This is a genomic window from Halorientalis persicus (assembly GCF_900110215.1).
Taxonomy (GTDB): domain Archaea; phylum Halobacteriota; class Halobacteria; order Halobacteriales; family Haloarculaceae; genus Halorientalis; species Halorientalis persica.
The window spans coordinates 24,331-47,757 of sequence record NZ_FOCX01000016.1 but is presented as its reverse complement, the minus strand read 5'-3'; the positions used below and the strand labels follow the sequence as shown (position 1 = coordinate 47,757).

Genomic DNA, 23,427 nt, shown 5'->3' with positions numbered 1-23,427 from the left:
ATTATCAGTTCCGATCACCCTCAGAGCGCACCGAGAAGCCGGTCCACGTCGGCGGCCGTGTTGAACACGTGGATCGACGCCCGGACGGTCCCGTCGGGTAGCGACCGGATAACGACGCCCTCCTCGCCCAGCCGGTCGACCAGCTCGTCGGGGTCGTCGGCGCGGAAGGTGACGAGCCCGGACTCGTACTCGCGAGGCGAGAGGAGCCGCTCACCCAATCCGGATTTGAGCCGGTCGGTGAGCCGCTCGATCCGGGACTGGACGGTGTCCATTCCGACGGCCCGAATCCGGTCGATGGCCGTCCCGAGCGCGACGTGGGGCGCGGGCGAGACGGTGCCGATCTCCAGTTTCCCTGCGCCTGCGGTCAGGTCACAGCCGGGCGCGCTCGGGTCGTCGACGCTCCGGTAACTGGCCCGCCGGGGCTCCAGTTCCGCAGCGAACTCGGAGTCGACGTGCAGAAAGCCCGCGCCCCAGAGGCCGAGCAACCACTTGTGGCCGGCGGCCGCCACGGCGTCGGCCCCCCACTCGGCCACGTCGACGGGGTGTTGCCCGGGGGACTGGACCGCGTCGACGACCACCCGCGCGCCGGCGTCGTGGGCCACGTCGACGATCTCGGCGACCGGCAGCTGGGTCCCGTAGTTCCACGAGAGCGAACTCACACAGAGGAGGCTGGCCTCCGAGACCACGTCTTTCACGGCGTCCATGTCGACGCGGCCGCGCTCGGTTTCGAGGACGCGGGTGTCGAGGTCGTGTACGTCGGCGGCCCGCTCCCAGGGCAGGATGCCGGCCGGATGTTCGAGGTCGGTGTACGCCACGGTGTCGCCGGCGTCCCAGTCGACGGCGGCGGCGATCCGGGAGATGCCGTCGGCCGTGCTGTTGGTCAACGCGAGGTCGTCGGGGTCGGCACCCACGAACTCGGCGACGTGCTCGCGGGCGGCCCCGATCTCACCGTACGCCATCGAGTAGGGGTCGCCGGCGGCGTGGGCCTCGTACTCGTGGCGTTCGAGGAAGTCAGTCGCGGCCTCGACCACCGGGCGCGGGCTGGGACCGCTCGCACCGGTGTTCAGATAGACGGTATCGTCGACGGCGGGAATCTCGTCGCGTAGCTCCTCCGGGTCCATAGCGGCCGTTGGACCGCCAGCGGTTTGAATCCTCAGATGGCGGTCAGGACTCCACGACGGTGTTTGTCAGCGTGCCCAGCCCCTCGATGGAGATCGAGACGGTGTCGCCGTCGTCCAGGAACTCGCCAATCTCCAGTCCACAGCCGGTGCCGACGGTGCCACTCCCCAGCACGTCGCCCGGATACAGGGTCTCGGCCTCGGCGGTGTGTTCGATTATCTCGCCCCAGGAGTGTTCCATCTCGCCGACGGTGCCCTCCGACCAGACTTCGGTCTCGCCGTCCTCGCCGGTGACCTCGACCGAAAAGTCGGCGTTCGGCAGGTCGAGTTCGTCGGGCGTCACCAGGTAGGGGCCGAAGGCGTTGGCGAAGTCCTTCCCGCGGGCGGGGCCCAGCTGGGCGTCCATCTCCTCGCCCTGCTCGTCGCGGGCCGAGAAGTCGTTGAACAGGGTGTACCCGGCGACGTACTCCTCGGCCTCGTCGGCGTCGATGCCGGTGCCGCGCTGGCCGATCACCGCGCCGATCTCCAGTTCGATGTCCCAGAGGGTCGAGTATGGCGGCCACTCGACCACGTCCCCGTCGCCGACGACCTGGTCGGCGTTGCCCTTGTAGCAGACGGGCCGGTCGTACCACACGTCCGGAATGTCGCCCAGCGTGTTGGCGACGTGTTCCTCGAAGGCCATGTAGTCCCGCAGGGAATTCGGCCGCGGAACGGGGGCCAGCAGGTCCACTTCAGTGGGGTCGTACCGGAGGCGCGCGCCGCCGGGCCCGGTCTCGGCGTCGGCGTCGGGCACCCACTCCAGCACCTCCTCGGCGGCGTCGAAGGCGCGCTGGCCGCGCCGGAGGAAGTCGATCATCGAGGCCGGCGCGATGGTCTCGGCGAGGTCGACGGGGGCGGCCTCGCCGTCCATCGCGAGGACGTACGCGTAGCCGGCGTTCACGTCGAGCAGTTCCCCCTCGTGTTCGACACCGACCCGTCGGGCCGGTCCGACGGGCGTCTCGACCGCGAAACTGGCGAGTCGCATACTCGCATCCCGGTTCGGATCGCAGGTATAGCTTTGGCCTCTCAGAGGAGACTGGCGACCGCGGTGCCGAGCGCCACCGCGGCTAGCGCACCGACGAGGTTCAGCGCCGCCGTCGCCGCGGCCCGCCGCCGCTCGCCGGTCTCGTACAGTCTGACCGTCTCGAAGGCGAACGTCGAAAAGGTGGTGAAAGCACCACAAAAGCCCGTCCCGAACAGGCGGAAGAGCGAATCTGCGACCGGCACGGCGACCAGCAGACCCAGCACGAAACTCCCGAGAACGTTCACCGCGAGCGTGTCGACCGTCCGGATGTCGATGCGCTCGCCCAGCAGGTGCCGGGCCAGCGCGCCGAGGACGCCGCCAGCTCCGACGAGCAGGGTCGAACTCACCATCAGGAGATCACCCGGGCGACGAATCGCCCGAGGAGGACGGCCAGAAAGGCGAGTGCGTAGTTCGCGGCGACGTTCGCGACCGCGAGACGAGGATCGAGGCCAGCAGTCTCGACGGCGAAGGTGCTGTAGGTCGTAAACGAGGAGAGAAAGCCGGTGCCCAGCACCAGCCGCGTCTCGGGACTGAGCGCGTCGGCGAGGTGGGCCTCGTACAGCAGGACGCCGAGCGCGAAACTGCCTGCGACGTTGGCTACCAGCGTCCCCCACGGCAACGGCGTCGCGGGGAGAGCAAGCGCCACGGCGTGCCGGAGGACGGCCCCGACGAACCCGCCGACGGCGATCAGGACCAGCGGTTCGAGGCGGGTCAACGCGTGTGTCGACCCGCCGGCGGCCGTGCCGTCGCTCATTCGTCCGGATGGAGTCGGAGCGACTACTCGGTGCTTTCGGTTCGCTCCCACCCTGTCGCGCCCGTTCACCGATAAATCATCGGGCGAGCGCTTATGTCCGAAGGCCGGGCCAGCCCGGTCCATGTTCGAGCGTTTCAGCGACGACGAACGGGCGATCGAAGGACTGCCGGTGCGACTCGTCATCGCCCTCGTCGTGGGCATCGCGAGTCTCAGCGTCATGATGAACACCATTGGTGGCCTCACCGCGCTGGGGGTCACCGAACTCGACGTGAAACCACAGCCGGAGGTGGTAGCCGAGGGAAGCAACGAGATAACGGTCACCGTCATTACGCCGGAGGGTGAGCCGGTGGCCAACGCAACCGTCGTGGCGAAGGACGGCACGGCGACGCTCTCACAGATTCGGCCCGCGAAGACCGGGCCCGACGGGAAGGCGACGCTGTCGCTCTCGCCGAGTCTCGGGCCCAATCAGGCGGAGGGGACGATCACGCTCGACGTGAAACCGCCCGCTGGCGGCGGGTACACCGACGACCGGGAGAACACGAAACTGCTCGTCGTCTCGGGGGGCGCTCAGTCCTCGTAAGAGCGGCCGGTATCGGCAGCCTCGTCCCAGTCGATCCACGACTGCTCCCAGCCGCGTCGACGGCGGGCATCCCGGCGTTCGTACTCCCGGTCTTCGCGCCGCATTCGGTTGCGCTCGGGCGTGTCGGCCTGCTCACCCTCGACGAGCATGGGGCTGAAGGCGACGCCACCGAGGCGGTCCGTGACCTCGTCGCCCTCGACGACGGCGAGGCTCTGCTCGTGGGCCCCCAGTGGCATGACCAGCCGGCCGCCCTCGGCCAGCTGGTCGACCAGCGCCTGGGGTGGCGAGACCGCGGCGGCCTCCAGCAGGATGCGGTCGTAGGGTGCGTACTCGGGGAGGCCGTCCGCGCCGTCCCGACAGTCCACGAGGACGCCGCTGTAGCCCGCGCTGGCGAGGTTCTCGCGGGCGTCGTAGACGGCCCGGCGGGTGATGTCGATGGCCTGCACCGACCGCTCGCCGACGATTTCGGCGATCACGGCGGCCGTATAGCCCACGCCTGCGCCGACGACCAGCACGGAGTCGTCGGGGTCGGGCGAGAGCGCTTCGAGCAGTCGTGCGGCGGTGCTGGGGGCGAGCACGCGGGTGCCGAACCGCTCGAAGGGGCGGTCGGCGTAGGCACCGCGTTCGTCGGCGACGAACTCGTGGCGGGGCACCGCCCGCATGGCGACGCTGACGGCGTCGCTGTGGACACAGCCCTTGCTCTCGTGTTCGAGGCTGTCGACCATGTCGTCGCGCAGTACCGCGGGATCCATTGTCGCAAGGTTCGCGTGGAGGCTCTTGAATGGCCCGCCTGTCGGCGGGGCGGTACGTCGGTCAGCCGAGCGGTCGAGTTACTGCATCTCGACGAACCGCACGCCGCCGTGGTCCGCGCGGTCCAGAGAGCCGTCCTCGCGCTTGCGGGCGCGGACCAGTGTCTGCCGAGCGGTTCCGAGCGGCGCGAGCAGGACGCCGCCGGATCGGACCTGTTCGACGACGGCGTCGGGGAAGTCGGGTGCGGCACAGGTCAGGTAGGCTCGGTCGTAGGGGGCGTGGTCGGGCCAGCCCTGCTTCCCGTCGCCGGCACGGATCGAAATGTCGCCGTAGCCCAGCCTGTCGAGTCGGTCTCGGGACTGCTCGGCCAGCGACTCCTGATACTCGACGGAGAAGACGTGGTCGGGGCCGACGATCTCGGCGGTGACGGCGGCGTGGTAGCCACAGCCGGTGCCGATCTCGAGGACATCGTCGCCCGGCGACAGGTCCAGCAGGTCGGTCATGATCGCGACCATGTGGGGCGCGCTGATGGTCTGGCCGTCGCCGATGGGGAGCGGCGTATCGGCGTACGCGGAGTCGCGCTTGTGCTCGGGGACGAACTCGTGGCGTGGGACCGCCCGCATGGCGTCCAGCGTCGCCGGATCGTCGACGCGGCCCCCGGATTCGAGCCGGTCGACCATCGACTCGCGTCGCGCGGCCCAGTCCATGTTACCAGGCCGACCAGGCGGTCGACGTTTCGTCGCGGACGTACAGGCGTTTCACGTCCTTGGCGGCGACGGTGTCGCCCTCGTAGTCGACCTTGTCGAACTCGTAGCCCTCGGCGTCGTCGCGGACGTGGATGCCCTCGACGGTAAATTCGAGGTCGCCCAGTTCCTCGGTCTCGCCGACGACGAACTCGTGATCGCCGGGCACCTGCACCTTGGTGGACTCGGTGTTCTCCCGCTTGCCGTCCTTTGGGTGTTTGGTCACGTTGACGCTCACGTTGCCCACGGCACGGGTCCAGACGGTATCCACGTCGGAGACCGGGGCCGACTCCACCCGGCCGCCGTCGAGTTCGAGGCTGGTGATCCGGACGGTCATCACCGCCGCGTCGGTCTCGGCGACGAACTCCTCGCCGGTCGAGAGCTCGGCGTCCGCGGGCGCTTCGACCTGCGCGGAGAACGACTCCCCGTCCTGGGAGATTACCACGTCAAGCTGTGCCGTCTTCTCTTCCGGTAGACTCTCCTTGTGGACGTGTTCACACTCGGTACACCGCAACGTCGCGTCGCCGCCGCCCGTCGACAGGACCTCGTGGACCGTCTCGAACTGCGGCGAACAGGCCGGACAGGCGATTCCAACCCTGTCCCCGGCTTCCGTAGTCATACCCGGCAGTACTCGGTGCGCACGTAAAAGGTCGCTGACCGACGGGGCGTGTGCCGGCCGTTCACTCGGGTTCTGGGCCGAGATCGCCGGCCAGTGTTGCCCCAGTCCCGAACCATTCGGTGCGATACCCAGTAGCCGTGGTATGGAACTGCGGTACGTCTACGGTGCCGGATTCGGGCTCATGGCCCTCGGCTACGGGTTGGGGGTCGTCGAGTCACTCCAGACGAGCGGCGGCCCGGAATCGGTCTGGCTCGACGGACTGTTGTTTCTCGCCATGGGTTTCCTGACGTGGCGGTCGCTGGCCGGCGAACTCGATGAATTGAACGGTGACGAATCGAGTGTGTTCCTCCGGCCGATAGGCTACACGCTACTCGGTATGGGAGTGTTATTGACAGTGCTGAACGGCCAATCGCTCACCGGAACACTGCTGTGACCGGGCAGTCCGTTAGTAACTCACACGCCCGACGGTAGATCGATCTCGTCCCCGTCCACGAAGACCTTCGGATCACGAACGATCCCATCGAGGTGGATCGGGGCCTCCACGTCGCCGCCGATGGCGTGGTCGTCGCCGATGGCGATGTGGACGGTGCCGGCGGCCTTCTCGTCCAGGAGGACGGAGCCGATCAACTCGGTGACGCCGACGTTGGTGCCGATGCCCAGTTCCGCGAGGTTGTAGGCGTCCCGACCGACTGCCTCGGCGGCGGCCTCCAGTTCCTCGCGCACGCCGTCGTCGCTGACTTCGGTGACGGTACCGTCCTCGACCTCGAATTCGAGGACGTGGCCGTCCTCCAGAAGGCCGTGGGGCATCATCGTCCCGTCGACGACGAAGGTGCCGTTGGCGGTCTCGGGACTCACGAACACCTCGCCGGCCGGGAGGTTCGACATCGCGCCGGGGTCGTGGACGATGCCGGTGTCCTGTCGCCACTCCCGGCCACCGGGACGGAACACGATGTCGGTGCCGCGTTTGGTCTGGACCCGGACGGTCTCGGCTCCGGAGACCTGCGCGTACAGGTCCTTGCAATGTTGCTTGATGTCGGCGTAGTCGGCGTCGAGGCCGGTGACGAACACTTCTTCGGTGATGCCCGGGAGCGTGGCGACGCGAGCGCCGGCCGCGGTGGCGTCCGAGCGGGCCTTGGTGTGGGTCAGGCTCTTCTTGGTCGGGACGAGCACCACGTCGGCGGCCTGCATGGCGGCGGCGACGGCCGCGGGCGGTTCCGCGCCGTGCTGGTCGCCGGGCGGGTAGCGGACGATACTCGCGTCGTCGGTGCGCTCGTTGGCCACCTCGTAGAGGGCTTCGCCGATTGGCTGGCGCTCGTGGTCGGTGACGATCAGGCAGGACTCGGTCGACTGGAGGCGCATACACTTCCGGACGGCCGTCTCGGCGGGCTCCCGGAGCCGCTTGTGTTTCATACCCGACCCTGCGAACGGAACTGGAATAGGTGTTGTCCTCGCTACTCGTCCCGGAGCTTGAACTTCTGGACTTTGCCGCTGGGATTTTTCGGCAGTTCCTCGACGAAGGCGTACTCGCGGGGCCGCTTGAAGTCGGCGAGGTCGTCGCTGTCGCGGACGAACGCGTCGAGGGCGTCGGCGTCGGTGTCGCCGACGACGTAGGCGACCACGACCTCACCCCACTCCTCGTGGGGTTCGCCGACGACCGCCGCCTCGACCACGTCGGGGTGTGAGAAGAGCGCGTCCTCGACTTCGGTGGGATAGATGTTCTCGCCGCCGGAGATGATCATGTCGTCTTTCCGGTCGACGACGTAGAGGAACCCGTCGGCGTCGAGATAGCCCAGGTCGCCCGTGTAGTACCACTCCTTGCCGTCGGCCTCGCGCAGGGAGTCGGCGGTCGCGTCGGGCCGGTTCCAGTACTCCCGCATGGTACAGGGCCCCGAAAAGAGGATTTCGCCGATCTCGCCCTGTTCGACCGCCGCGTCCGGATCGGCCCCGGGTTCGACGACCCGGAGGTCGTGGTTCAGCGCGGGGACGCCGGCCGAGCCCTGTTTCGGGATCTGTTCGTCGGGGTGCTGGAAGGTGCCACAGGGGCCGATCTCGGTCATGCCGTAGGCCTGGAGGTAGTCGTCACAGAACGCGTCCATGCACGCGTTCAGCACGTCCTCGGGCATCGGCGAGGCCCCGTACATACCCAGCCGTAGCGAGGACGTGTCGGCCTCGACCTCGGCGGCGGCGTGGGCCATCCCGTTCCAGGCGGTCGGCGCACCGAACATCACGGTCACGTCGTGTTCGTCGATAGCCTGCAACACTGCGACGGGGTCGAAGTCGTGGTGGATCACGGAGGTCGCACCCACCTGGATCCGCGGGAACAGGGCCGCGTGGAGTTCGGCGCAGTGATACAGCGGGAGCGCCGACAGCCCCACGTCGTCGGGCCGGAGCCCGCCCTCGGCGGCACAGATGAGGTTGTGCTCGACCATGTCCCGGTGTTCGTGGACGACGCCTTTCGGCCGGCCCGTCGTCCCCGAGGTGTAGATGAACGCGTACACGTCGTCCTCGGCGACCTCGGCGTCGGGCCGGGCCGGTGGGGCCTCGTCGACGAGCGCGTAGAAATCCTGGGCCCCGTCGGGCGTGTCCTCGTCGATGTAGAGGTACTCCGAGACGGTATCGAGGGAGTCGCGGGCCCCGTGGACGGCCTCGCGGGTGTCGGCCTCGTATAGCAGGACGCTCGACTCGGCGTCGTTCAGGATGTACTCGACTTCGCCGGCGGGCAGGCGGTAGTTCAGCGGGTTGAACACCGCGCCGAGTTTCGCACAGGCAAAGACCGTGAGGACGATCTCCGACCCGTTGTACAGCATCGTCGAGACGCGATCCCCCTTCTCGACCCCGAGGTCGGCCAGGGCGTTGGCCAGTCGGTTCGCTCGCTCGTCGAACTCGGCGAAGGTGTACCGCTGGTCGCGTCGCGGATAGACAATGGCGTCACGCTCCGGATACCGCTTCGCTGTCAACTCCAGCGTCTCTCGCAGGGTGGGCTGCATACGCTTGTCATTACCACACACGTACATATGCGTTCGGCAAGAATTGCGCCGGCCGTCTTCCCCTGACGGGGCGAACGGTGACTCGGAGTCGAGTCAATTCCCGTCAGAGAACCTCGAAACGGTTATCCCCGTCGCTGTGGCATTCCCGGATATGACAATCGAAGTCGGAATCAACGGGTACGGGACCATCGGGAAGCGGGTCGCGGACGCCGTCCGCGCACAGCCGGACATGGAGGTCGTCGGCGTCGCCAAGACGCGGCCGAACTTCGAGGCCGAACAGGCCGTCGCCAACGACTACCCCCTCTACGCCGCCGTCCCCGAGCGGATGGACCAGTTTGACGAGGCTGGCATCGAACTGGCCGGCGAGGTCGAGGAACTGGTTCAGGACAGCGAGATCGTCGTCGACACGACGCCCTCGGGCATCGGCGCGGAGAACAAATCGATGTACGAGGAGTACGACACGCCAGCGCTCTACCAGGGCGGGGAAGACGCCGACCTGGTCGACGTGAGTTTCAACGCCCGCGCCAACTTCGCCGAGGCCGAAGGGGCCGACCACACGCGCGTCGTCTCCTGTAACACGACGGGGCTTTCCCGATTGATCGCGGCGCTGGAAGACGAGTACGGCGTCGAGAAGGTGCGTGCGACGCTGGTCCGCCGGGGCGGCGACCCGGCCCAGTCCTCGCGTGGCCCGATCAACGACACGCTGCCGGACCCGGTGACGATCCCCTCCCACCACGGCCCGGACGTGAACACCATCTTCCCGAACCTGGACATCGACACGCTCGGGATGAAGGTGCCGGCGACGCTGACTCACACCCACAGCGTCAACGTGGAGTTGACCTACGGGGCAGACACCGAGGAAGTCCGCGACCTGCTCGAAGGCGAGTCGCGACTGTTCGTCATCCCCGAACACATGGGGATCGACGGCTCGGGCAAACTCAAGGAGTTCGCCCTCGATTCGGGGCGGCCGCGCGGTGACGTGTGGGAGAACGCCATCTGGGGCGAGTCGATCACCGTCGAGGACGACGAACTCTACCTGTTCCAGGCGATCCACCAGGAGTCGGACGTAGTGCCCGAAAACGTCGACGCGATCCGGGCCGTCCTGGGGACCGCCGACCGTCGCGAGAGCATCGAGCGGACCAACGACGCGCTCGGGATGGGGCTGGGCCGCTAACCCGAAACCCTCGGGATTCGAGGATTGACAGGGGCAGAAACCTTTTGCCGGGACCGCGTCTACCGACTGGTATGAACGACGACCGCGACGATCACGATCCCATCGACGACATTCTCCGCGAGATCGAGCGGGTCATGAACGAGATGATGGGCGACGACGTCCACATCGACCGGGGCGGTTCGGCCGGCTTCGGCTCGGACCTGCACCTGGACGTGTTCGAGGAGGACGATCAGCTCCGGGTCGTCGCGGATCTCCCCGGCGTCGAGAAAGACGCCATCGACCTGAAATGCGACGGTGAGGTGTTGACCGTCGCGGCCGCCTCCGACCGTCGGGACTACGAGGAGCGCATCCGCCTGCCCGCGACCGTCGACGAACACTCCGCCAGCGCGACCTACAACAACGGCGTCCTCGAAGTCACCTTCGACCGCGCCGACGACTCGGCGGACATCGACCTCTGAGTTCTCAGGAGACCTGACTGCGCCGCGTCTCGTCGTCGCCGAGCCGATAGAGCTGGTAACTGAACGCCGCCAGCGCCAGCGCGAACAGACCGAACGGCACCAGCGGCCCCCGGCTCCCGCGCAGGTAGAAGAACGTGGCGAACAGCATGATGAAGAGCGAACTCACCAGCCGACCGTACACTGACTCCCGGAGCGGCCGGTAGCTGTACGTGAACGTGAACGCGACCAGCAACCAGCCGAAAGCGAGCGTCTCGGCCCGCTGGAGCGAGGCAGTCGAGTACCAGACGGTTCCGGCCGCCACGCCACCGGCGAGTACGAGCCCGAGGACGAAAAACGGACGGCTCAGGTCGTTCCGCTGGGTTTTGGCCATGTTTCCCGGCAGTTACATATCCGGCGTAATATACTTTGGCGTCGTGTCGAACACTCGTGTGTCCCACGTCAGACGGTCGCGCGGATCAGCGCGGCCAGGTCGTCGAAGAAGCCGGGTTCGTACTTGGTCGCGCTGTCGACGGTCGGCCGGGCGTTGGTCTCGGTGACGACGGCGCGGTCGTCGGTGACCAGCAGGTCGACCCCGAGCCAGGGGATGTCGAGGGTGTCGGCGACGCGTTCGGCCAGTTCGCGCAGTTCCGGGGGGAGGTCTACGCCGGTCGCTTCGGCCCCGCGGTGGACGTTGTGTTTCCACTGGCCCGCTTCGAGGGCGGCCTCCGGAAGGCGGCGCTCGACCGCGCCGACGTATTCGCCGTCGACCAGCATGACCCGATAGTCCCGGGCGTCGGGGAGGTACTCCTGAACCAGGAAGGACTGATCGCCGGTGGCGCGGTAGTCGTGAACCAGATCGAGGTAGTCGGTGATGCCCAGGAAGGAATCGAGGTCGGTGGCCTTGGCGACGCCGACGCCGCGGGTGGCGGAGTTGGGTTTGACGACGACCGGCGGGTCGAACCGCTCGAACGCCGCCACGAGGGCCGACCGGTCGACCGGGTTCGAGACGGCGACGGTCTCGGGGACCGGAACATCGGCCCGATCGAGCCGGGCGATCACGTCGGCCTTGTTCCGGGACGTGAGGATCGCCTCGCGGTCGTTGACCCACGGGACGCCCAGCAGCGCGTCGGCGACGCCGCCTTCCATGATACGGGGCGGGTAGACGAACCCGACGTCGAAGTCGGCGAACTCGCCGGCGGCGTCGGCGTCGGTCACCGGGAGCGTCCGTTCGGTGGTTGCGACCGACGCGACCTCGATCCCCCGCTGTTCGAGGGGCTCTTGCAGCCGTTCGTACGTTTCCGCGTCGGTCGCGACCGCCAGCCGGAGCATGGCCGCGTCCTCGGCCCGCGCGGACTAAAGTCCGCCGTTCGTCACGGTCGCACCGGCACGACGGGGGGCCGGGTGTCATTTAATATATTAGCCCTGGGAAATATTTAATTACAAACAGAATGTGGAAAGTACAAGGATGTTGGCGAGTTCAATGGGCGGATATCGGTGGGAGCGGTCGAGTAGAGACGGAGGTCGAGCGGTGACGGGGGGCGACGGTGGGGGGCAGTCGGAGCGATGAGTACCCATCAGGGGCGCTGGGAAACGGTGACGGACCACGCCGAGTTCCTCGCGGAGCGGGTCTGGGACGGGTTCGTCGCGCACGACGAGCGCGACCGGATGGCGGCGGTGAAGGCGTTCGCGGCGGTCGACAGTAGTCAGTTTCAGCACGTCGACGACGCGACGGCGCGCCGGGCCGCGGTGGCGTACGTCAACGCGCTCTGGAAGAAAGACGAGATCGAAGACGCCCACGTTACGGACGGGGAGTTCGACCGGGCGGCCCTCGACGCGGCCGACTGGGGGCCAGTCCAGGAGAACTTCGCCGAGCGGGCGCGTCTACTCGGCATCGACGAGACCTACGCCGACCTGTCGACGACGGCCTGGCGGCGACACAAGACTGGTGGCGACTACTGGACGCCGATCATGCGCGCCCAGATGCTGGAACTGCGTGTCGCGATGGGCGACCCCGAATATCCGCACAAGCCGCGGTACGGACAGTCCGGATTCGGGCCCGAAGCGACCCGGTACGCGCTGGCGGTCGAACATCACGACTACCGGTCGACGGCGGACCTCGAACGGGGGGTCGACGTGATGATTCCCTACTACGAGGCGATTCTCCGCGCGCACGAGTGAGCGGCGGGGCCACTGGTTCTCAGTTCGCGAGAGGTCGGCGCAATACTAAGTGGACGGCGGCGGGACGGTCTGGTATGTACGACGAGATACTCTTCCCGACCGACGGGAGCGACGGGGCGGCGGTCGCACTGGACCACGCGCTCGAACAGGCCGAGGCACACGACGCGGGCATCCACGTCCTGTTCGTCGCGAACACGACGGCCCTGGGCGGTGGCGCGGTCGAGGGGACGACCGTCGAGTCGCTCCAGACGACGGGCGATCAGGTCGTCGCGGACGCGGTCGACCGGATCACCGACGCCGGCCTCGTCGCCGAGAGCGAGGTCCGGCAGGGCGATCCCTACCAGGAGATTGTCGACTACGCCGACGAAGTAGCCGCGGACATGATCGTCATGGGCACCCACGGCCGGCGCGGACTGGACCGGTACCTGCTCGGGAGCGTCACGGAAAAGGTCGTCCGGTCCTCGGACGTGCCCGTGCTGACGATCAGAGTGGCCGACGAGAAGTGACGGTCGTTCTCACGGCACTCGATGCCGTCTGGATCGGTCGACAGCTCACAGCTCACTGATCAGTTTCGACGAGCGAAGACTCTGCGGACGGGCGTTCGGCCGGGAGCGTGGCCCGCGCATCGCGCGGGACACGCGACCCGGGGAAGGGCAGGCCTGCCTACGAGTACGTCAACGCACGGCGCGCTCGTGCTCGAATGCACGAGTGCGCCGGGCAGAAACCGCGCGTCGCGTACCTCGCGACGCGCGGAAGACCCCTTGCGGGTCCCCGCCTGGCGGACTTCTAAGGGCGAGCGACCGCGCCAGCGGTCGCGAGGGCTTAGGCGATCAGCAGTTCTTCACCGCGTTCGACCTTGATCCGGCACGGCGGCGAGATCTTGTTGTAGGCGCGGCGGAAGGCTTCCTTGACTTCTTCGGCCTGGTCCACGTCGCAGTAGGCGGTGAACAGGCGCTCGCCCTTGTCGATCCGGGCGGCGGTGCCGACGATCTTCCCGAACGCCTGGCGCATCCCGTCGGAAACACGGTCCGCACCGGCCCCGGTCGCCTGTTTGTTCTCCCGGATGACCTGGTGGGGGAACTTCCGAAGGATCATCTTGTAGTTTTTCTCGCCGAGTTCCTGGATCAGGTATCGGTTGGCCGACAGACGGGAGGCCTCCAGCGATCCGTGACGGATCTGGACCTCCTCCTCGAGGATGAGGCTGATCTGAACCGGGTAGTCGTCGGCGTCTTTGGTCTTGTCGCCCATGTTGTGCTGTGCGACCTTCGAGCCGGGGATTCCGGTGATGTACTCACGGCGGGTGTACGACGGCTTGTCGATTTGCCGGTACATCGAGGCAGGCTTGTCCGACATAGGTATCTCTTGAGGAAATCGAGGCCAAGCGCGTACAAAAACCCGTCGAACTGGACCGTGGTCGTCGGCCGAGCCGAGTTGGCGTTCTTTTTTACAATCCGATGTCACGAGTCGGGTAATGACGGGGATGGAGACGGATCGGCGTGCGGTGTTGTCCGCGCTTCCGGTTGCTGCCGTCGGAGCGACGGGGAGTGTAGTTTCGACGGCCGGGCCCGGTGAGACGGCGACGGGAGCGCCCCCATCGGACGGGGCCACTCGGTCACGGTTCCGACAGACTGCGAAGCTACGGCCCGGTGACGGGAGCGCGTTCCAGAACTTCGGGTCGTCGGTCGCGCTCGCTGGGGAGACCGCGCTCGTTGGCGCGCCGCTCGAACAGGACCCGAACGGCAGAGCCGCTGGGGCGGCGTACGCGTTCGTGCGGCCGGGGGACGGGTGGACCCAGCAGAGCAAACTCGTTCCGGCCGACGGTGACGCCGGCGACTCGTTCGGGCGGTCGGTCGCACTCGACGGCGACACGGCCCTCGTCGGTGCAGAGAGCGACGAGGAACTCCACGGGGAACACGGTGGGTCGGCGTACGTCTTCGAGCGCAGGGGCAACACGTCGGGTGCCGATCCATCGACCGGTTTGGGAACCGACACCGACAGTGAGACCAGGGCGGCTGGCCCCCGGGTGGCACCCGGTTACACCGATTACACTACCCCGTTTTTACACCCGGAAACCCAATTACAGGTACAATGAATATGCTCGTCGACGGCGAGTGGCGCACCGACGCGTACGAAACGACCAACGAGGAGGGCGAGTTCGAGCGCCAGTCCACGACGTTTCGGGACGAGATCGTCGACGATCCCGACGCGCAGTTCCCCGCCGAAGCCGGCCGGTACCACCTCTACGTCTCAAAGGCCTGCCCGTGGGCCCACCGGACGCTCCTGGTCCGCGCGCTGAAGGGGCTCGAGGACGCGATCACGGTCGACGTGGTCGACCCCTACCGCGACGAGGGTGGCTGGCAGTTCACCCCCGAGAAGGACGGCTGTACGCCGGACTCGATCAACGGGTTCGACTACCTCCGGGAGGCCTACGTCGCGGCCGACCCCGACGCGACCTGCCGGGTGACGGTCCCCGTGCTGTGGGACAAGAAGGAAGACACCATCGTCAACAACGAGTCCGAGGAGATCCTCCGGATGCTCGACACCGAGATGGACCGGGTCGCGGACCGCGACGTGGATCTCTACCCCGACGGGTACCAGGACGAAATCGACGAAATCATCGACGAGATCTACGAGCCGATCAACAACGGCGTCTACCGGGCCGGCTTCGCGAGCAGTCAGGCGGCCTACGACGAGGCGGTCGAGGACCTGTTCGCCGCACTCGATCACTGGGATTCCGTCCTGGGCGACCAGCGCTACCTCGCGGGCGACCGACTGACCGAGGCCGACATCTGTATGTTCACCACGCTGGTGCGGTTCGATCAGGTCTACCACACCCACTTCATGTGCAACCGCCAGCACGTCCAGGAGTACGACAACCTCTGGCCGTACCTGCGGGACCTCTATCAAACACCCAGCGTCGCAGAGACGGTTGACATGGCCCACATCAAGGAACACTACTACACGACCCACCCGGACGTGAACCCGTCGGGGATCGTCGCGGCTGGGCCGGACCTGGACTTCGAGGCCGACCACGACCGCGACGAGATGGGTGGCAGTCCGCCCGAGGACCTGCTACCGCTGGCCTAGGGTGAGCGGCGCGGCCGTGCTGTCGCTCGTCCCGGCGCGGCGCTCGACCATCGCCGTTCTGTGCCGGCGACACGCCTCGACGCCGAAGTCGGCGTCGACGGCGTCGAGGACGAGTCGATCCAGTCGGTCGCGAGCCGTTTTCTCGCCGGCCAGCAACGCGTCGGCGGCCGCGGCGATCTCGCGGCGGGTGTCGGAACCCATCGCCAGCGGATCGGGGATCGGGAGCGACGCCAGTTCGTAGGTCATCACCTGGAGCGCGCCGCCGCCCTCGGTACGGCCCCAGCACTCCAGAATCCCCGCGGTCACGGTGGCGTTGAGGACGCCGAGCGTGGCCCGTTCGAGGGTCGCCGGGTCCACCGCGTCGGTGTCGGTCCCGTCGTCGCCGGCGTCCGGTGCGTCGACCCAGAGGCAGTCGACAGCGTTGCTCGCCAGCAGGCCGTCGGGGTTGGCGACGACGGGGACGCGGCGGTCGAAAAACTTCGGGGCGAACACTGTGGGAGCCGAGAGCGCGCCGAGATCGAACCAGACCCGGCGGCTGGAACACGACCGGCGCTCGTAGAATCCCTGGCGCTCGCCCCAGGCCACGTAGTCGGCCAGGGCGTCGTACCCGTCCCGGTCGAGCGCGCGGCGGACCGCAGCTTCGAGGTCGTCGTCCCGCTCGTCGTCGCGGTCCGCCTGGACCTCGTGGACGTACTCGTGCACGTCGAGCAGGTATCGATCGGTGTCGGCGGCGGTCACGAGCGGGCCGTCCACGTCGCGGATGCTCTTGATGGCCGGCGCGAGGAATCGGTCGTCGACCTCGGCGGCCCAGCCGTCGGCGTCGAGGAAGAAGAAGTCGTTCGCCCCGGTCATCACGCCACGGCTGACGGTACACCGGTCGGACAGCGGGACGAGCGACGGGTTCGACAGCAGGCGGATGAACGACTCGGGGGCGTCCAGATACGGCGCGAGCTTCGACGAGTCGCGGGCGGCCAACCGACCCTGCCGGACCGTCACGCGCCGGCAGGCCTCGGTTTCGTGAGTCCGGAGGTCGTCGTCGGGCGGTACCGTATCGGTGTCGGCCAGATCGAGCACCCGGGCGACCGACACCTGCTCGTCGAGTCGGCAGAAGCGGACGGGCGTCGACCGGCGGCGCTCGGGGTCGGCACACCGCTCGGCCAGGAGCAAGACGGCGTCGACGAAGGCGTCGTCGAACACCGACGCGCCGAAGCCGACGACGGCGGCGAGCCGGTAGTGGTCGAACAGGAACTGCTGGAAGGACGCGCCGTATCTGGTGGTGAGCCACTTGTTCGGGACGACGACGGCCAGACGGCCGCCCTCGCGGAGGAACCGGGTCGCGTGCGTGACGAAGTAGACGTAGGCGTCGCTGCGACGGCTCAGTGCCCGGTCACCGTCGCAGTACGGCTGTTGCCCGTCGGGACCGAAGGCGGCCAGGTGGTCGCGGGCGCGGTCGATGTCGGTGGCCTCCTGGCGGACGTACGGTGGGTTGCCGACGACCGCGTCGAACCGCCCGGCAACGAGGGAGTCGTCGGTCACGGTACAGGTGCGGTCCGGACCGGGTTCGACCGCGAAGAAGTCCGACTCGTAGAGCCGACACCGGGCGTCGGGGCCGGGGTCCGCGGCCGCCAGCAGTCGGTTGGCGGCCAGCCCCAGCGGGACCGGGTCGGTGTCGACGCCGACGATCCGTTCGAGTCGGTCGGCCGGCGTCGACTCCGGGGCGATGGCGGCGAGGCGGCGGGTCGCCGCGACGGGGAAGACGCCGTTCCCGACAGCCGGGTCGAGGACGCGGGGCAGGCGGTCGTCCGACCGGGGCCGGATCGCCCAGCGACAGCACGCCGCCGCGACCGCCGGATCGGTGACGAAGTGGCCGTCCGCTCGCCGACGGTCCGCCGGGAGCGACCGCTGGTAGGCGTCGGCCGCGGCCGCCCGGCCGAGCGTCGCGAGTCGCTCCCGGACCGCCGGGTCGTCGGTGGCCGTCGCCAGCCAGTCGGGGCGGGACCGGTCGCCCGCGGCCTCGGCGACGGCCGCCACCAGTCCGTCCAGTCCCTCCGCCGGCCGTTCGGGCATCGTCACCGTGTGTCGTGCTCCAGGACCATATAGCCACCACCGGATCGAACGCGTGCGCTGTCGGTCACCCGTCGGGATCGAAAAGACGCCGCTATACGCGCTGGCTGCGGTGGCTGAGTACCTGCTCGTCGTGGTCCTCGCCGGCGATTTCACGCCGTTCCGACAGCAGCGGAACGACCGGCGCACCCGTGTTCTCGGCGTCGGTGTAGCGTCGTGTCATAGTTGTCCTCGGCGACGGACAGGTGTTCCCCACACCCCGCGGTCGCCGTATTCTATCACGGTCGTTCATTTTATATAAGCGTATTCATTTTCCCGGACGTACAGCTGGCCGAGCGGGCCACAGGCGACTTTGTTGCTCGAAACAGATCGATGCATTAAGTCAAGTGGGCCGAAACCAAGGAAGCATGAGTCGGGGGATGTGGTTCGAAGGCGATAGAGGGGTCAGCGAAGTCGTCGGCGTCGTGTTGTTGATCGGGATGACGGCACTGCTGGTCGGGGGCGTCGGCGTCTACCTGTTCCAGTACGGCGACGGAGTCCAGGAGTCGGGGCCGTCGTTCTCGCCGTCGACGACGTACAACGACAGCGACGCCGGCGACGGCCAGACGCTCCGTATTACGCATCGGAGTGGTGACCCGGTACCGACCGAGGAGGTCAGTCTCCGGGTACAGGACGCGACGACCGAGCGTGGGACACCACTGGAGTACGGCGGGAGCGCACTCGAACGGCAGGTGGGCGAGGCGTTCACCGCCTCGGAGACGCTCGTCCTCGACCGGACGGCGTTCACGACGCGTAGCGGCGCGCCAGTGACCGGCAGTCAGCACCTGGACCTCGGAGAAGCGGCCGTCCGCATCGTGTGGACGACCGAGAACGGGAAACGATCCGAGATCGTCTACGAGTGGACCGGGCCGGACCGGACGGACGCGTAGCACCAGGAACCCGTTTTTGTGGTCCCACTCGAAGCGACGGTGATGGCAGCCGACCGCCGCTGTGACACCTGCGAGCGCGACGTGACCCGCGAGGACGCCATCCGAACGAAGACGATGGGGGACCTCGATCCGGCGAAGTGGCAGTCGCTGTGCTGTCCGAACTGTGGCCGCCGACTGGAGACCGTCTTCGTCGGCCGCGAGGGGTGACGGCCAAGGACTTTGCCGGTCGCGCCCGCAGTGACGCCATGGTCGAGAACCGGAGCGACACGTTCGACATCGGCGGCGAATTGACCGTCCACCGACTGGGCTTTGGCGCAATGCGACTCTGTGGCCCCGACGTCGTCGGCCCACCGGCGGACGAGGACCGTGCCCGCGAGGTCCTCCAGCGCGCGGCCGACCTCGGCGTCGACTTCGTGGACACGGCGGACTCGTACGGTCCGGGCGTCAGCGAACGGCTCATCCGCGAGGCCGGCGTGGCCGACGAGTTGGTCGTCGCCACCAAAGCCGGCCTGCTCCGCAACCGCGAGGGCGACTGGCTCGCTCACGGCGACCCCGACTACATCCGCAACCAGGTCCTCGTGAGCCGTGACCGACTCGGCGTCGACACGATCGACCTCTACCAGTTCCACCGCCCCGACCCGGACACGCCCTTCGAGGACTCCGTCGAGGCCTTCGCCGAACTGAAAGACGAAGGGTTGGTCGGCCACGTCGGCCTGAGCAACGTCACCGTCGAGCAACTGGAGACCGCCCGCGACATCGTCGACGTGGCGACCGTCCAGAACCGCTACAACCCCGGCGACAGGGAGGCCGACCAGGGGTCGGATCGCGTCCTCGACGCCTGCGAGGAGTACGGCATCGGCTTCATCCCGTGGTTCCCGCTCGGCGCCGGTGACATGGACGAGAAAGCCGACGTGATCGGCGAGATCGCCGACGCCCACGACGCCACGCCCGAACAGGTCACGCTCGCCTGGCACCTCCAGCACTCGCCGGTGACGCTCCCGATTCCGGGCACCTCCAGCGTCGCCCACCTCGAAGAGAACGTGGCCGCCACCGACCTCGAACTCACCGACGCGGAGATCGGTCGCCTGAGCGAGTAGGGCAGGCTACCCCGACGGCCCGCCGTGCGCCGTCCGTCGGACGAGCGCCCGACGCGGCGGTAACGCTAACGTACCGGAAGCCATCTGTATGCGGTATGCCGGAGGACACCTGGCAGTCCATCGACATCATCAAGAACAAGGAGGGCGAGCCCCACGTCCTCCAGCAGAAAGTCGAGGTCTACGGCGGCGAACACGGTGAATCCACGGGCTACACGAAACCGACCGTCCAGCACCGGCTGGTGCCCCTGACGGAGTTGACGAAGTCCTAGTAGGCAAGGAGGTCCGCCCACCACTCGCCGACGGTCCGACGTCCGAGTTCGGCGGGCCGCCGGACCGTCGTCCCGGTTTCGACCTCAATCCGCAGATCGACATCGTACTCCCCGGCCCGCGTGGCGTTCGAGACACCCGTGGCGTTCGTCTCGTACCGAATCCGACCGCCGGTGACGAGTCCGCGATCGGTGTCGACGGTCATCCGGATTCGGGCGCGTTCGACCCGGCTAGCCTCCGCCGCTGCGTCTCCGAACAGGAACCGACCGACCGCCTCCGCTTCGGTCACGTCGACCGCCCACGTCCCGCGAGTCTCGTTCCGGGTTACAGTCGTCCATTCGTCGCCCGGCAAGAGCGGCAACGGTGTCACGTCGCTGATTGCCAGCAACCCGGGATTTCGGAGGTATCCCCGGTAGCCAGGTTCGGCAGTCGCGGCCCGGTCGAGCGGGATGGCCCGAGACCGGTCACCGGTTCCGGTCGCCAGTGCGAACGGATCGTATCCGGTCAGCGCGTGTGCATCCGTTCCAGTCGAAGCGTACGCGAGCGGTGTCTCCCCGATCCGGAAGAGAAACCGCCGGTTCGCCCGGTCTTTCTCCCAGACGACGGCGGGCCGGCCGTCGGTCGGGTCGTCGAGAGTGACCGTCGCGCTGGACCGGAGCGTGTTGATGGCCGCTGCCCGGTACGCTTGGCCAGGGCCGTCGGGCAGCGTCGCCGCCCGATCCGGCATCGGCCGCGTCTCCGTCACCCGAACGGCACTCGCGGCGACGACGGGCGCGACGAGGAGGAGTCCTGCGAGCGCGACCGTGACTGCAGTTCGGCGGTTCCAGGCCGGCATCACCGGCCGATCGGCGAGGCGTCGGAGCTGTAGTCGGGCAAAGACCGTACTCCCGACGACGGCGAGCAAGACCCCACCCAGCACCGCGACGGCGACGATTCCGAGAGCGACCCAGGCGGGCCGCACCGGGCCGTTCGGTGCTGTGACGAACAGGACAGCACCGAGTCCGAACACCAGCAGGTGGACGCCGACCGTGTGGGCGATTCGTCGCGGGCGAGTGATCGGGGCAACCAGCGCGCTCACCAGACTCCGTCGCATCGACTCGCCGGCCCGGACGCGGACGACCGCGACACCGAGAACGCCCCAGACGAGCGCGCCGACCGCCAGCGCACAGCCGACGGCGACTCTGGAAACCGCAAACGGGCGGACGGGCGACGGGTCGGACCGGTACTCGATCAGACTCGCGAGGGTGTCGAAGACGAGGAACGACGCCACGACCGCGACGACCGCGGCGGCGTGAACCGCCGTCGTCACCGCGACGAGTCGGCCGAGCGTCCACGGACCGAGCGGTTCGAAGGCTCCGACCGGGATATCGTGGCCGGTTAGCTCGTCGCGAAGTGTCGGCGCGACACGGGCGAACACGAGTGCCGGCGCGACCGGTGGCACGAGCAGCGCGGCCAGCGGGTGAACGGCGGCGAGTGCCGCCCGTTCGAGGACCGCGACGAGCACGACGGCGGCGATCAGATCGTAGGGACCGACTCGATCACTGACTGTGTGGAGGGCGGAGCGAGCGGGCATCGAGGGTACCCCGGAGTGGTCGTGTCATCACGTATAAAACTTGACCGTCAGCCGCGGGGTCAACTGCCCCGCGCACGGTGGCGCGGGGCTTGTCAGTGAACTCGGCCTCTGCCGACCGCGTGGTTAGTCGGACGGGGCAAATCCCCGATTCGGCGTTGACGAGACGCGTCGCGTCTCGTTCGCACATCAGGTTTCTACGAAACCTGAGGACGTCACCGTTCCTGACTTTAGGGCGAGTTGACTGTCGCCCGTCCGCCGCGACGACTGTAGGCCGCGACGGACGTACCGCCACCCAACATTCTTCGCACCCACGTAATCTGCATTCTGAGTTGCACCGCACGACTCACACTCGAACTCCGCCTGCCTGACGCGATTCCCCTCGCTCGTGTGACCACATTCGGGACACCGCCGACTCGTGTTCTTCGGGTCTACAAACTCGACGCTAATCCCCTCGGCTTCCGCTTTGTACTCCACGAGATCAACGAGCTGGCGGTGCGCCCACTGGTGGAACTCTTTGACGGGCGGCGCACGCTCCCTGATGTGTTTCAGATTCTCGAACGCGATGTACTCGCAGTCGTGAGTACGTGCTTCTTCGAGAATCTGGTTCGCAACTTGATGGAGTTGGTCACGAAGATACCGTGATTCCCTCCCGCTCATCTGCTGAATTGTCCGATGGGCGGATTGTGTACCAGTCTGCTGGAGATTGCCGCGAATCCGCTCGAACTCTCGATGCTGGTGTCGAAGTTCTCTGCCGGAGGCGAAGTAGGCTGTACTGGTGGTGGCGATGTTGACGATGCCGAGGTCAACGCCGAGAACTGTCCTGTCCTCGTCGTCATCCTGTATTTCGACCTGTTTCTCAGGTTTATCTTTGCGAAACCCGAGGTGGAGGTAGTAATCGCCATTACGCTTTGACAGCGTAGACTCTGTTACTTCCCACTCGTCATCGGTGAGGTATTCCTGTTGATGCCCGTCGTCTTCGTCGGGGAGATTCAGGCCACACCGAATTCGACCCTCGACGGTGGAAAGCGACACAGACCCGTCATCGAACAGCGTCATCGTCCGTGTGTCGTATTTCACCGTGTTACTGGTGAACTCCGGTCGGGACGTTTTGTAGTGTTCATCAAGGTCTTCGATTGCGTCGACTCCATCGAGTGCGGCTGCGGCCTGATGGGTGGCGAGAATTGCGTGCTGACTCCCGAGACGTGTCTCCTCCAACACCGTGTCGTAGGCGAGGTCTTGGAGGTCGGTTTTCCGCGTCTCACCTGCATCCCATCCGATGCGGCTACTGATGTTACAGGCATCTTTCCACTCGCTGATGGTGGCGTCGAGCAGGTCCTGTTGCTCGTCGGTGAGGATGGGACGGGTGATTGCGGTGCGTCTCAGGTAGTCGTCTGCCACGAGTTTCAATAGATACTAGAGGTAGTTAGTAGTCCGTGGTTTGTGGCAGCGAGTGTCGGCTTCAACCCCGCCCACGGTGGGGCGGGGAATCCACCTCGCTACCTAGTTTGAATCACGGTCCGGACCTGCCTGCCGAAGCGTCGCCGGTCACTCCTCCCGGTCGGTCCAGAAGTCGAAGGAGCGCCCGGGCGTGAAGATGTCCAGGCCCACGGCAGTCTCGTCGCCGGTGTTCTCGACCCGGTGGGACTCCCAGGGCTCCAGATAGACGGAGTCGTACTGGCCGAGGGTCGCCTCGTCGTCCTCGGTGTAGACGGTGAGTTCGCCGGCGAGGACGAGACAGACCTGCCCGTTCTCGTGGTCGTGCATCGGCGAGGAGTGGCCCGGCGGCTTCTCGAACCACTCGAGGCTGGCGTCGTCGCTGCCGGCCAGCGCGACGCGTCGCCAGCCCTCGTCCGGTTCGTACGTCTCGGCCGCATCGAAGTCGACGCGTTCCATGCCGGCCGATTCAGCGTCGCGGGCGGAGTAGCCTTCGGTTCCGAGTCGTGGATGACTGCTGGCCAAATGACGCGCGTCAGACACTGCCCCGCAATTTTTGACCGCGCGGCCCGT

The 23,427-nt window shown here is 67.4% G+C and carries 29 protein-coding genes; 12 read left to right on the top strand and 17 right to left on the bottom strand.

The window, feature by feature from the left end; translation table 11 throughout:
- Positions 1–20: 20 nt before the first annotated feature.
- Genes BMX17_RS15985 through BMX17_RS15970 form a run of 4 tightly spaced genes read right to left on the bottom strand, consistent with a single transcriptional unit; the run spans position 21 to position 2,935 of the window.
- A complete protein-coding gene (locus BMX17_RS15985; RefSeq protein WP_092661897.1) occupies positions 21–1,121 on the bottom strand; it encodes an aminotransferase class V-fold PLP-dependent enzyme in 1,101 nt (366 codons plus the stop codon).
- 43 nt (positions 1,122–1,164) lie between these two features.
- Positions 1,165–2,142 carry a fumarylacetoacetate hydrolase family protein gene (locus tag BMX17_RS15980; protein WP_092661895.1) on the bottom strand — a complete coding sequence of 326 codons (978 nt, stop codon included), beginning with the start codon at positions 2,140–2,142 and terminating at the stop codon, positions 1,165–1,167.
- Positions 2,143–2,183: 41 nt separating this feature from the next.
- A complete protein-coding gene (locus BMX17_RS15975; RefSeq protein ID WP_092661893.1) occupies positions 2,184–2,531 on the bottom strand; it encodes a fluoride efflux transporter FluC in 348 nt (115 codons plus the stop codon).
- Positions 2,531–2,935, bottom strand: coding sequence for a fluoride efflux transporter FluC (locus BMX17_RS15970; protein ID WP_092661891.1), 405 nt, complete (start codon positions 2,933–2,935; stop codon positions 2,531–2,533). The genes BMX17_RS15975 and BMX17_RS15970 overlap by 1 nt, the downstream gene beginning before the upstream one ends.
- A 121-nt stretch (positions 2,936–3,056) precedes the next feature.
- On the opposite strand from BMX17_RS15970, the gene BMX17_RS15965 reads away from it, so the two are divergent.
- Complete coding sequence (locus BMX17_RS15965) at positions 3,057–3,515, top strand: DUF7382 domain-containing protein (protein ID WP_092661889.1); 459 nt, start codon at positions 3,057–3,059, stop codon at positions 3,513–3,515.
- On the opposite strand, the gene BMX17_RS15960 is transcribed toward BMX17_RS15965, so the two are convergent.
- The 3 genes from BMX17_RS15960 to BMX17_RS15950 all read right to left on the bottom strand — a co-directional run bounded on the left by BMX17_RS15960 (position 3,503) and on the right by BMX17_RS15950 (position 5,627).
- Positions 3,503–4,267 carry a protein-L-isoaspartate O-methyltransferase family protein gene (locus BMX17_RS15960; protein ID WP_092661887.1) on the bottom strand — a complete coding sequence of 255 codons (765 nt, stop codon included), beginning with the start codon at positions 4,265–4,267 and terminating at the stop codon, positions 3,503–3,505. The genes BMX17_RS15965 and BMX17_RS15960 overlap by 13 nt on opposite strands.
- A gap of 78 nt (positions 4,268–4,345) precedes the next feature.
- Positions 4,346–4,972 carry a protein-L-isoaspartate(D-aspartate) O-methyltransferase gene (locus tag BMX17_RS15955; protein ID WP_092661885.1) on the bottom strand — a complete coding sequence of 209 codons (627 nt, stop codon included), beginning with the start codon at positions 4,970–4,972 and terminating at the stop codon, positions 4,346–4,348.
- A 1-nt stretch (position 4,973) separates the two neighbouring features.
- Positions 4,974–5,627 (bottom strand): HVO_0476 family zinc finger protein, encoded by a 654-nt coding sequence (locus tag BMX17_RS15950; RefSeq protein ID WP_092661883.1) that lies wholly within the window; start codon positions 5,625–5,627, stop codon positions 4,974–4,976.
- A 142-nt stretch (positions 5,628–5,769) separates the two neighbouring features.
- Here BMX17_RS15950 and BMX17_RS15945 point away from each other — a divergent pair, with 142 nt between their 5' ends.
- Complete coding sequence (locus BMX17_RS15945) at positions 5,770–6,060, top strand: hypothetical protein (protein ID WP_092661881.1); 291 nt, start codon at positions 5,770–5,772, stop codon at positions 6,058–6,060.
- Between the two features lie 20 nt (positions 6,061–6,080).
- Here the strand turns inward: BMX17_RS15945 and BMX17_RS15940 are convergent, their stop codons facing one another.
- Together BMX17_RS15940 and BMX17_RS15935 are read right to left on the bottom strand one after the other, a co-directional pair.
- The gene (locus tag BMX17_RS15940) at positions 6,081–7,037 is read right to left on the bottom strand and encodes an aminopeptidase (protein ID WP_092661879.1); all 957 of its coding nucleotides are present in this window, start codon (positions 7,035–7,037) and stop codon (positions 6,081–6,083) included.
- 41 nt (positions 7,038–7,078) lie between these two features.
- On the bottom strand, positions 7,079–8,614 hold the full coding sequence (locus BMX17_RS15935; protein ID WP_092661877.1) for a long-chain-fatty-acid--CoA ligase: 1,536 nt from the start codon (positions 8,612–8,614) through the stop codon (positions 7,079–7,081).
- A gap of 151 nt (positions 8,615–8,765) precedes the next feature.
- Here BMX17_RS15935 and BMX17_RS15930 point away from each other — a divergent pair, with 151 nt between their 5' ends.
- Together BMX17_RS15930 and BMX17_RS15925 are read left to right on the top strand one after the other, a co-directional pair.
- A complete protein-coding gene (locus tag BMX17_RS15930) occupies positions 8,766–9,788 on the top strand; it encodes a type II glyceraldehyde-3-phosphate dehydrogenase (RefSeq protein ID WP_092661875.1) in 1,023 nt (340 codons plus the stop codon).
- 71 nt (positions 9,789–9,859) lie between these two features.
- Positions 9,860–10,246: an Hsp20/alpha crystallin family protein gene (locus BMX17_RS15925; protein ID WP_092661873.1), complete on the top strand. Its 387-nt coding sequence runs from the start codon at positions 9,860–9,862 to the stop codon at positions 10,244–10,246.
- Between the two features lie 4 nt (positions 10,247–10,250).
- Here the strand turns inward: BMX17_RS15925 and BMX17_RS15920 are convergent, their stop codons facing one another.
- Together BMX17_RS15920 and BMX17_RS15915 are read right to left on the bottom strand one after the other, a co-directional pair.
- The gene (locus BMX17_RS15920; protein ID WP_092661871.1) at positions 10,251–10,616 is read right to left on the bottom strand and encodes a hypothetical protein; all 366 of its coding nucleotides are present in this window, start codon (positions 10,614–10,616) and stop codon (positions 10,251–10,253) included.
- 68 nt (positions 10,617–10,684) lie between these two features.
- Complete coding sequence (locus BMX17_RS15915; protein WP_092661869.1) at positions 10,685–11,554, bottom strand: ATP-grasp domain-containing protein; 870 nt, start codon at positions 11,552–11,554, stop codon at positions 10,685–10,687.
- A gap of 234 nt (positions 11,555–11,788) precedes the next feature.
- On the opposite strand from BMX17_RS15915, the gene BMX17_RS15910 reads away from it, so the two are divergent.
- Both BMX17_RS15910 and BMX17_RS15905 read left to right on the top strand, forming a co-directional pair.
- Positions 11,789–12,403, top strand: a complete 615-nt coding sequence (locus BMX17_RS15910) for a hypothetical protein (RefSeq protein WP_139203550.1) — start codon at positions 11,789–11,791, stop codon at positions 12,401–12,403.
- A gap of 74 nt (positions 12,404–12,477) precedes the next feature.
- The gene (locus tag BMX17_RS15905) at positions 12,478–12,909 is read left to right on the top strand and encodes a universal stress protein (protein WP_092661865.1); all 432 of its coding nucleotides are present in this window, start codon (positions 12,478–12,480) and stop codon (positions 12,907–12,909) included.
- Between the two features lie 316 nt (positions 12,910–13,225).
- Here BMX17_RS15905 and BMX17_RS15900 read toward each other — a convergent pair whose 3' ends face one another.
- A complete protein-coding gene (locus tag BMX17_RS15900; protein WP_092661863.1) occupies positions 13,226–13,756 on the bottom strand; it encodes a 50S ribosomal protein L16 in 531 nt (176 codons plus the stop codon).
- A 118-nt stretch (positions 13,757–13,874) separates the two neighbouring features.
- On the opposite strand from BMX17_RS15900, the gene BMX17_RS15895 reads away from it, so the two are divergent.
- Positions 13,875–14,495, top strand: coding sequence for an FG-GAP repeat protein (locus BMX17_RS15895; RefSeq protein WP_092661861.1), 621 nt, complete (start codon positions 13,875–13,877; stop codon positions 14,493–14,495).
- A complete protein-coding gene (locus BMX17_RS15890; protein WP_092661859.1) occupies positions 14,492–15,490 on the top strand; it encodes a glutathione S-transferase family protein in 999 nt (332 codons plus the stop codon). Before BMX17_RS15895 ends, BMX17_RS15890 begins: the two co-directional genes overlap by 4 nt.
- Here the strand turns inward: BMX17_RS15890 and BMX17_RS15885 are convergent.
- The gene (locus BMX17_RS15885; RefSeq protein ID WP_092661857.1) at positions 15,476–17,557 is read right to left on the bottom strand and encodes an Eco57I restriction-modification methylase domain-containing protein; all 2,082 of its coding nucleotides are present in this window, start codon (positions 17,555–17,557) and stop codon (positions 15,476–15,478) included. The two genes, BMX17_RS15890 and BMX17_RS15885, sit on opposite strands and share 15 nt — an antisense overlap.
- A 91-nt stretch (positions 17,558–17,648) precedes the next feature.
- Positions 17,649–17,777 (bottom strand): hypothetical protein, encoded by a 129-nt coding sequence (locus BMX17_RS27320; protein WP_280141403.1) that lies wholly within the window; start codon positions 17,775–17,777, stop codon positions 17,649–17,651.
- Between the two features lie 184 nt (positions 17,778–17,961).
- Between BMX17_RS27320 and BMX17_RS15880 the strand changes: the two genes are divergently transcribed.
- The 4 genes from BMX17_RS15880 (at position 17,962) to BMX17_RS26215 (ending at position 19,849) form a co-directional block, all read left to right on the top strand.
- Positions 17,962–18,483 (top strand): type IV pilin N-terminal domain-containing protein, encoded by a 522-nt coding sequence (locus BMX17_RS15880; protein ID WP_092661855.1) that lies wholly within the window; start codon positions 17,962–17,964, stop codon positions 18,481–18,483.
- A 42-nt stretch (positions 18,484–18,525) separates the two neighbouring features.
- Positions 18,526–18,690: a hypothetical protein gene (locus BMX17_RS26220; RefSeq protein ID WP_170845439.1), complete on the top strand. Its 165-nt coding sequence runs from the start codon at positions 18,526–18,528 to the stop codon at positions 18,688–18,690.
- A gap of 38 nt (positions 18,691–18,728) precedes the next feature.
- Positions 18,729–19,580, top strand: a complete 852-nt coding sequence (locus BMX17_RS15870; protein ID WP_092661851.1) for an aldo/keto reductase — start codon at positions 18,729–18,731, stop codon at positions 19,578–19,580.
- Positions 19,581–19,675: 95 nt separating this feature from the next.
- Positions 19,676–19,849: a hypothetical protein gene (locus BMX17_RS26215; protein ID WP_170845438.1), complete on the top strand. Its 174-nt coding sequence runs from the start codon at positions 19,676–19,678 to the stop codon at positions 19,847–19,849.
- On the opposite strand, the gene BMX17_RS15865 is transcribed toward BMX17_RS26215, so the two are convergent.
- From BMX17_RS15865 to BMX17_RS15855, 3 genes are all read right to left on the bottom strand, one after another.
- Positions 19,846–21,420, bottom strand: a complete 1,575-nt coding sequence (locus BMX17_RS15865; protein WP_092661849.1) for a hypothetical protein — start codon at positions 21,418–21,420, stop codon at positions 19,846–19,848. The genes BMX17_RS26215 and BMX17_RS15865 overlap by 4 nt on opposite strands.
- Before the next feature lie 186 nt (positions 21,421–21,606).
- On the bottom strand, positions 21,607–22,818 hold the full coding sequence (locus BMX17_RS15860; protein ID WP_092661847.1) for an RNA-guided endonuclease InsQ/TnpB family protein: 1,212 nt from the start codon (positions 22,816–22,818) through the stop codon (positions 21,607–21,609).
- A 147-nt stretch (positions 22,819–22,965) separates the two neighbouring features.
- Positions 22,966–23,313: a cupin domain-containing protein gene (locus BMX17_RS15855; RefSeq protein WP_092661845.1), complete on the bottom strand. Its 348-nt coding sequence runs from the start codon at positions 23,311–23,313 to the stop codon at positions 22,966–22,968.
- Positions 23,314–23,427 lie beyond the last annotated feature (114 nt).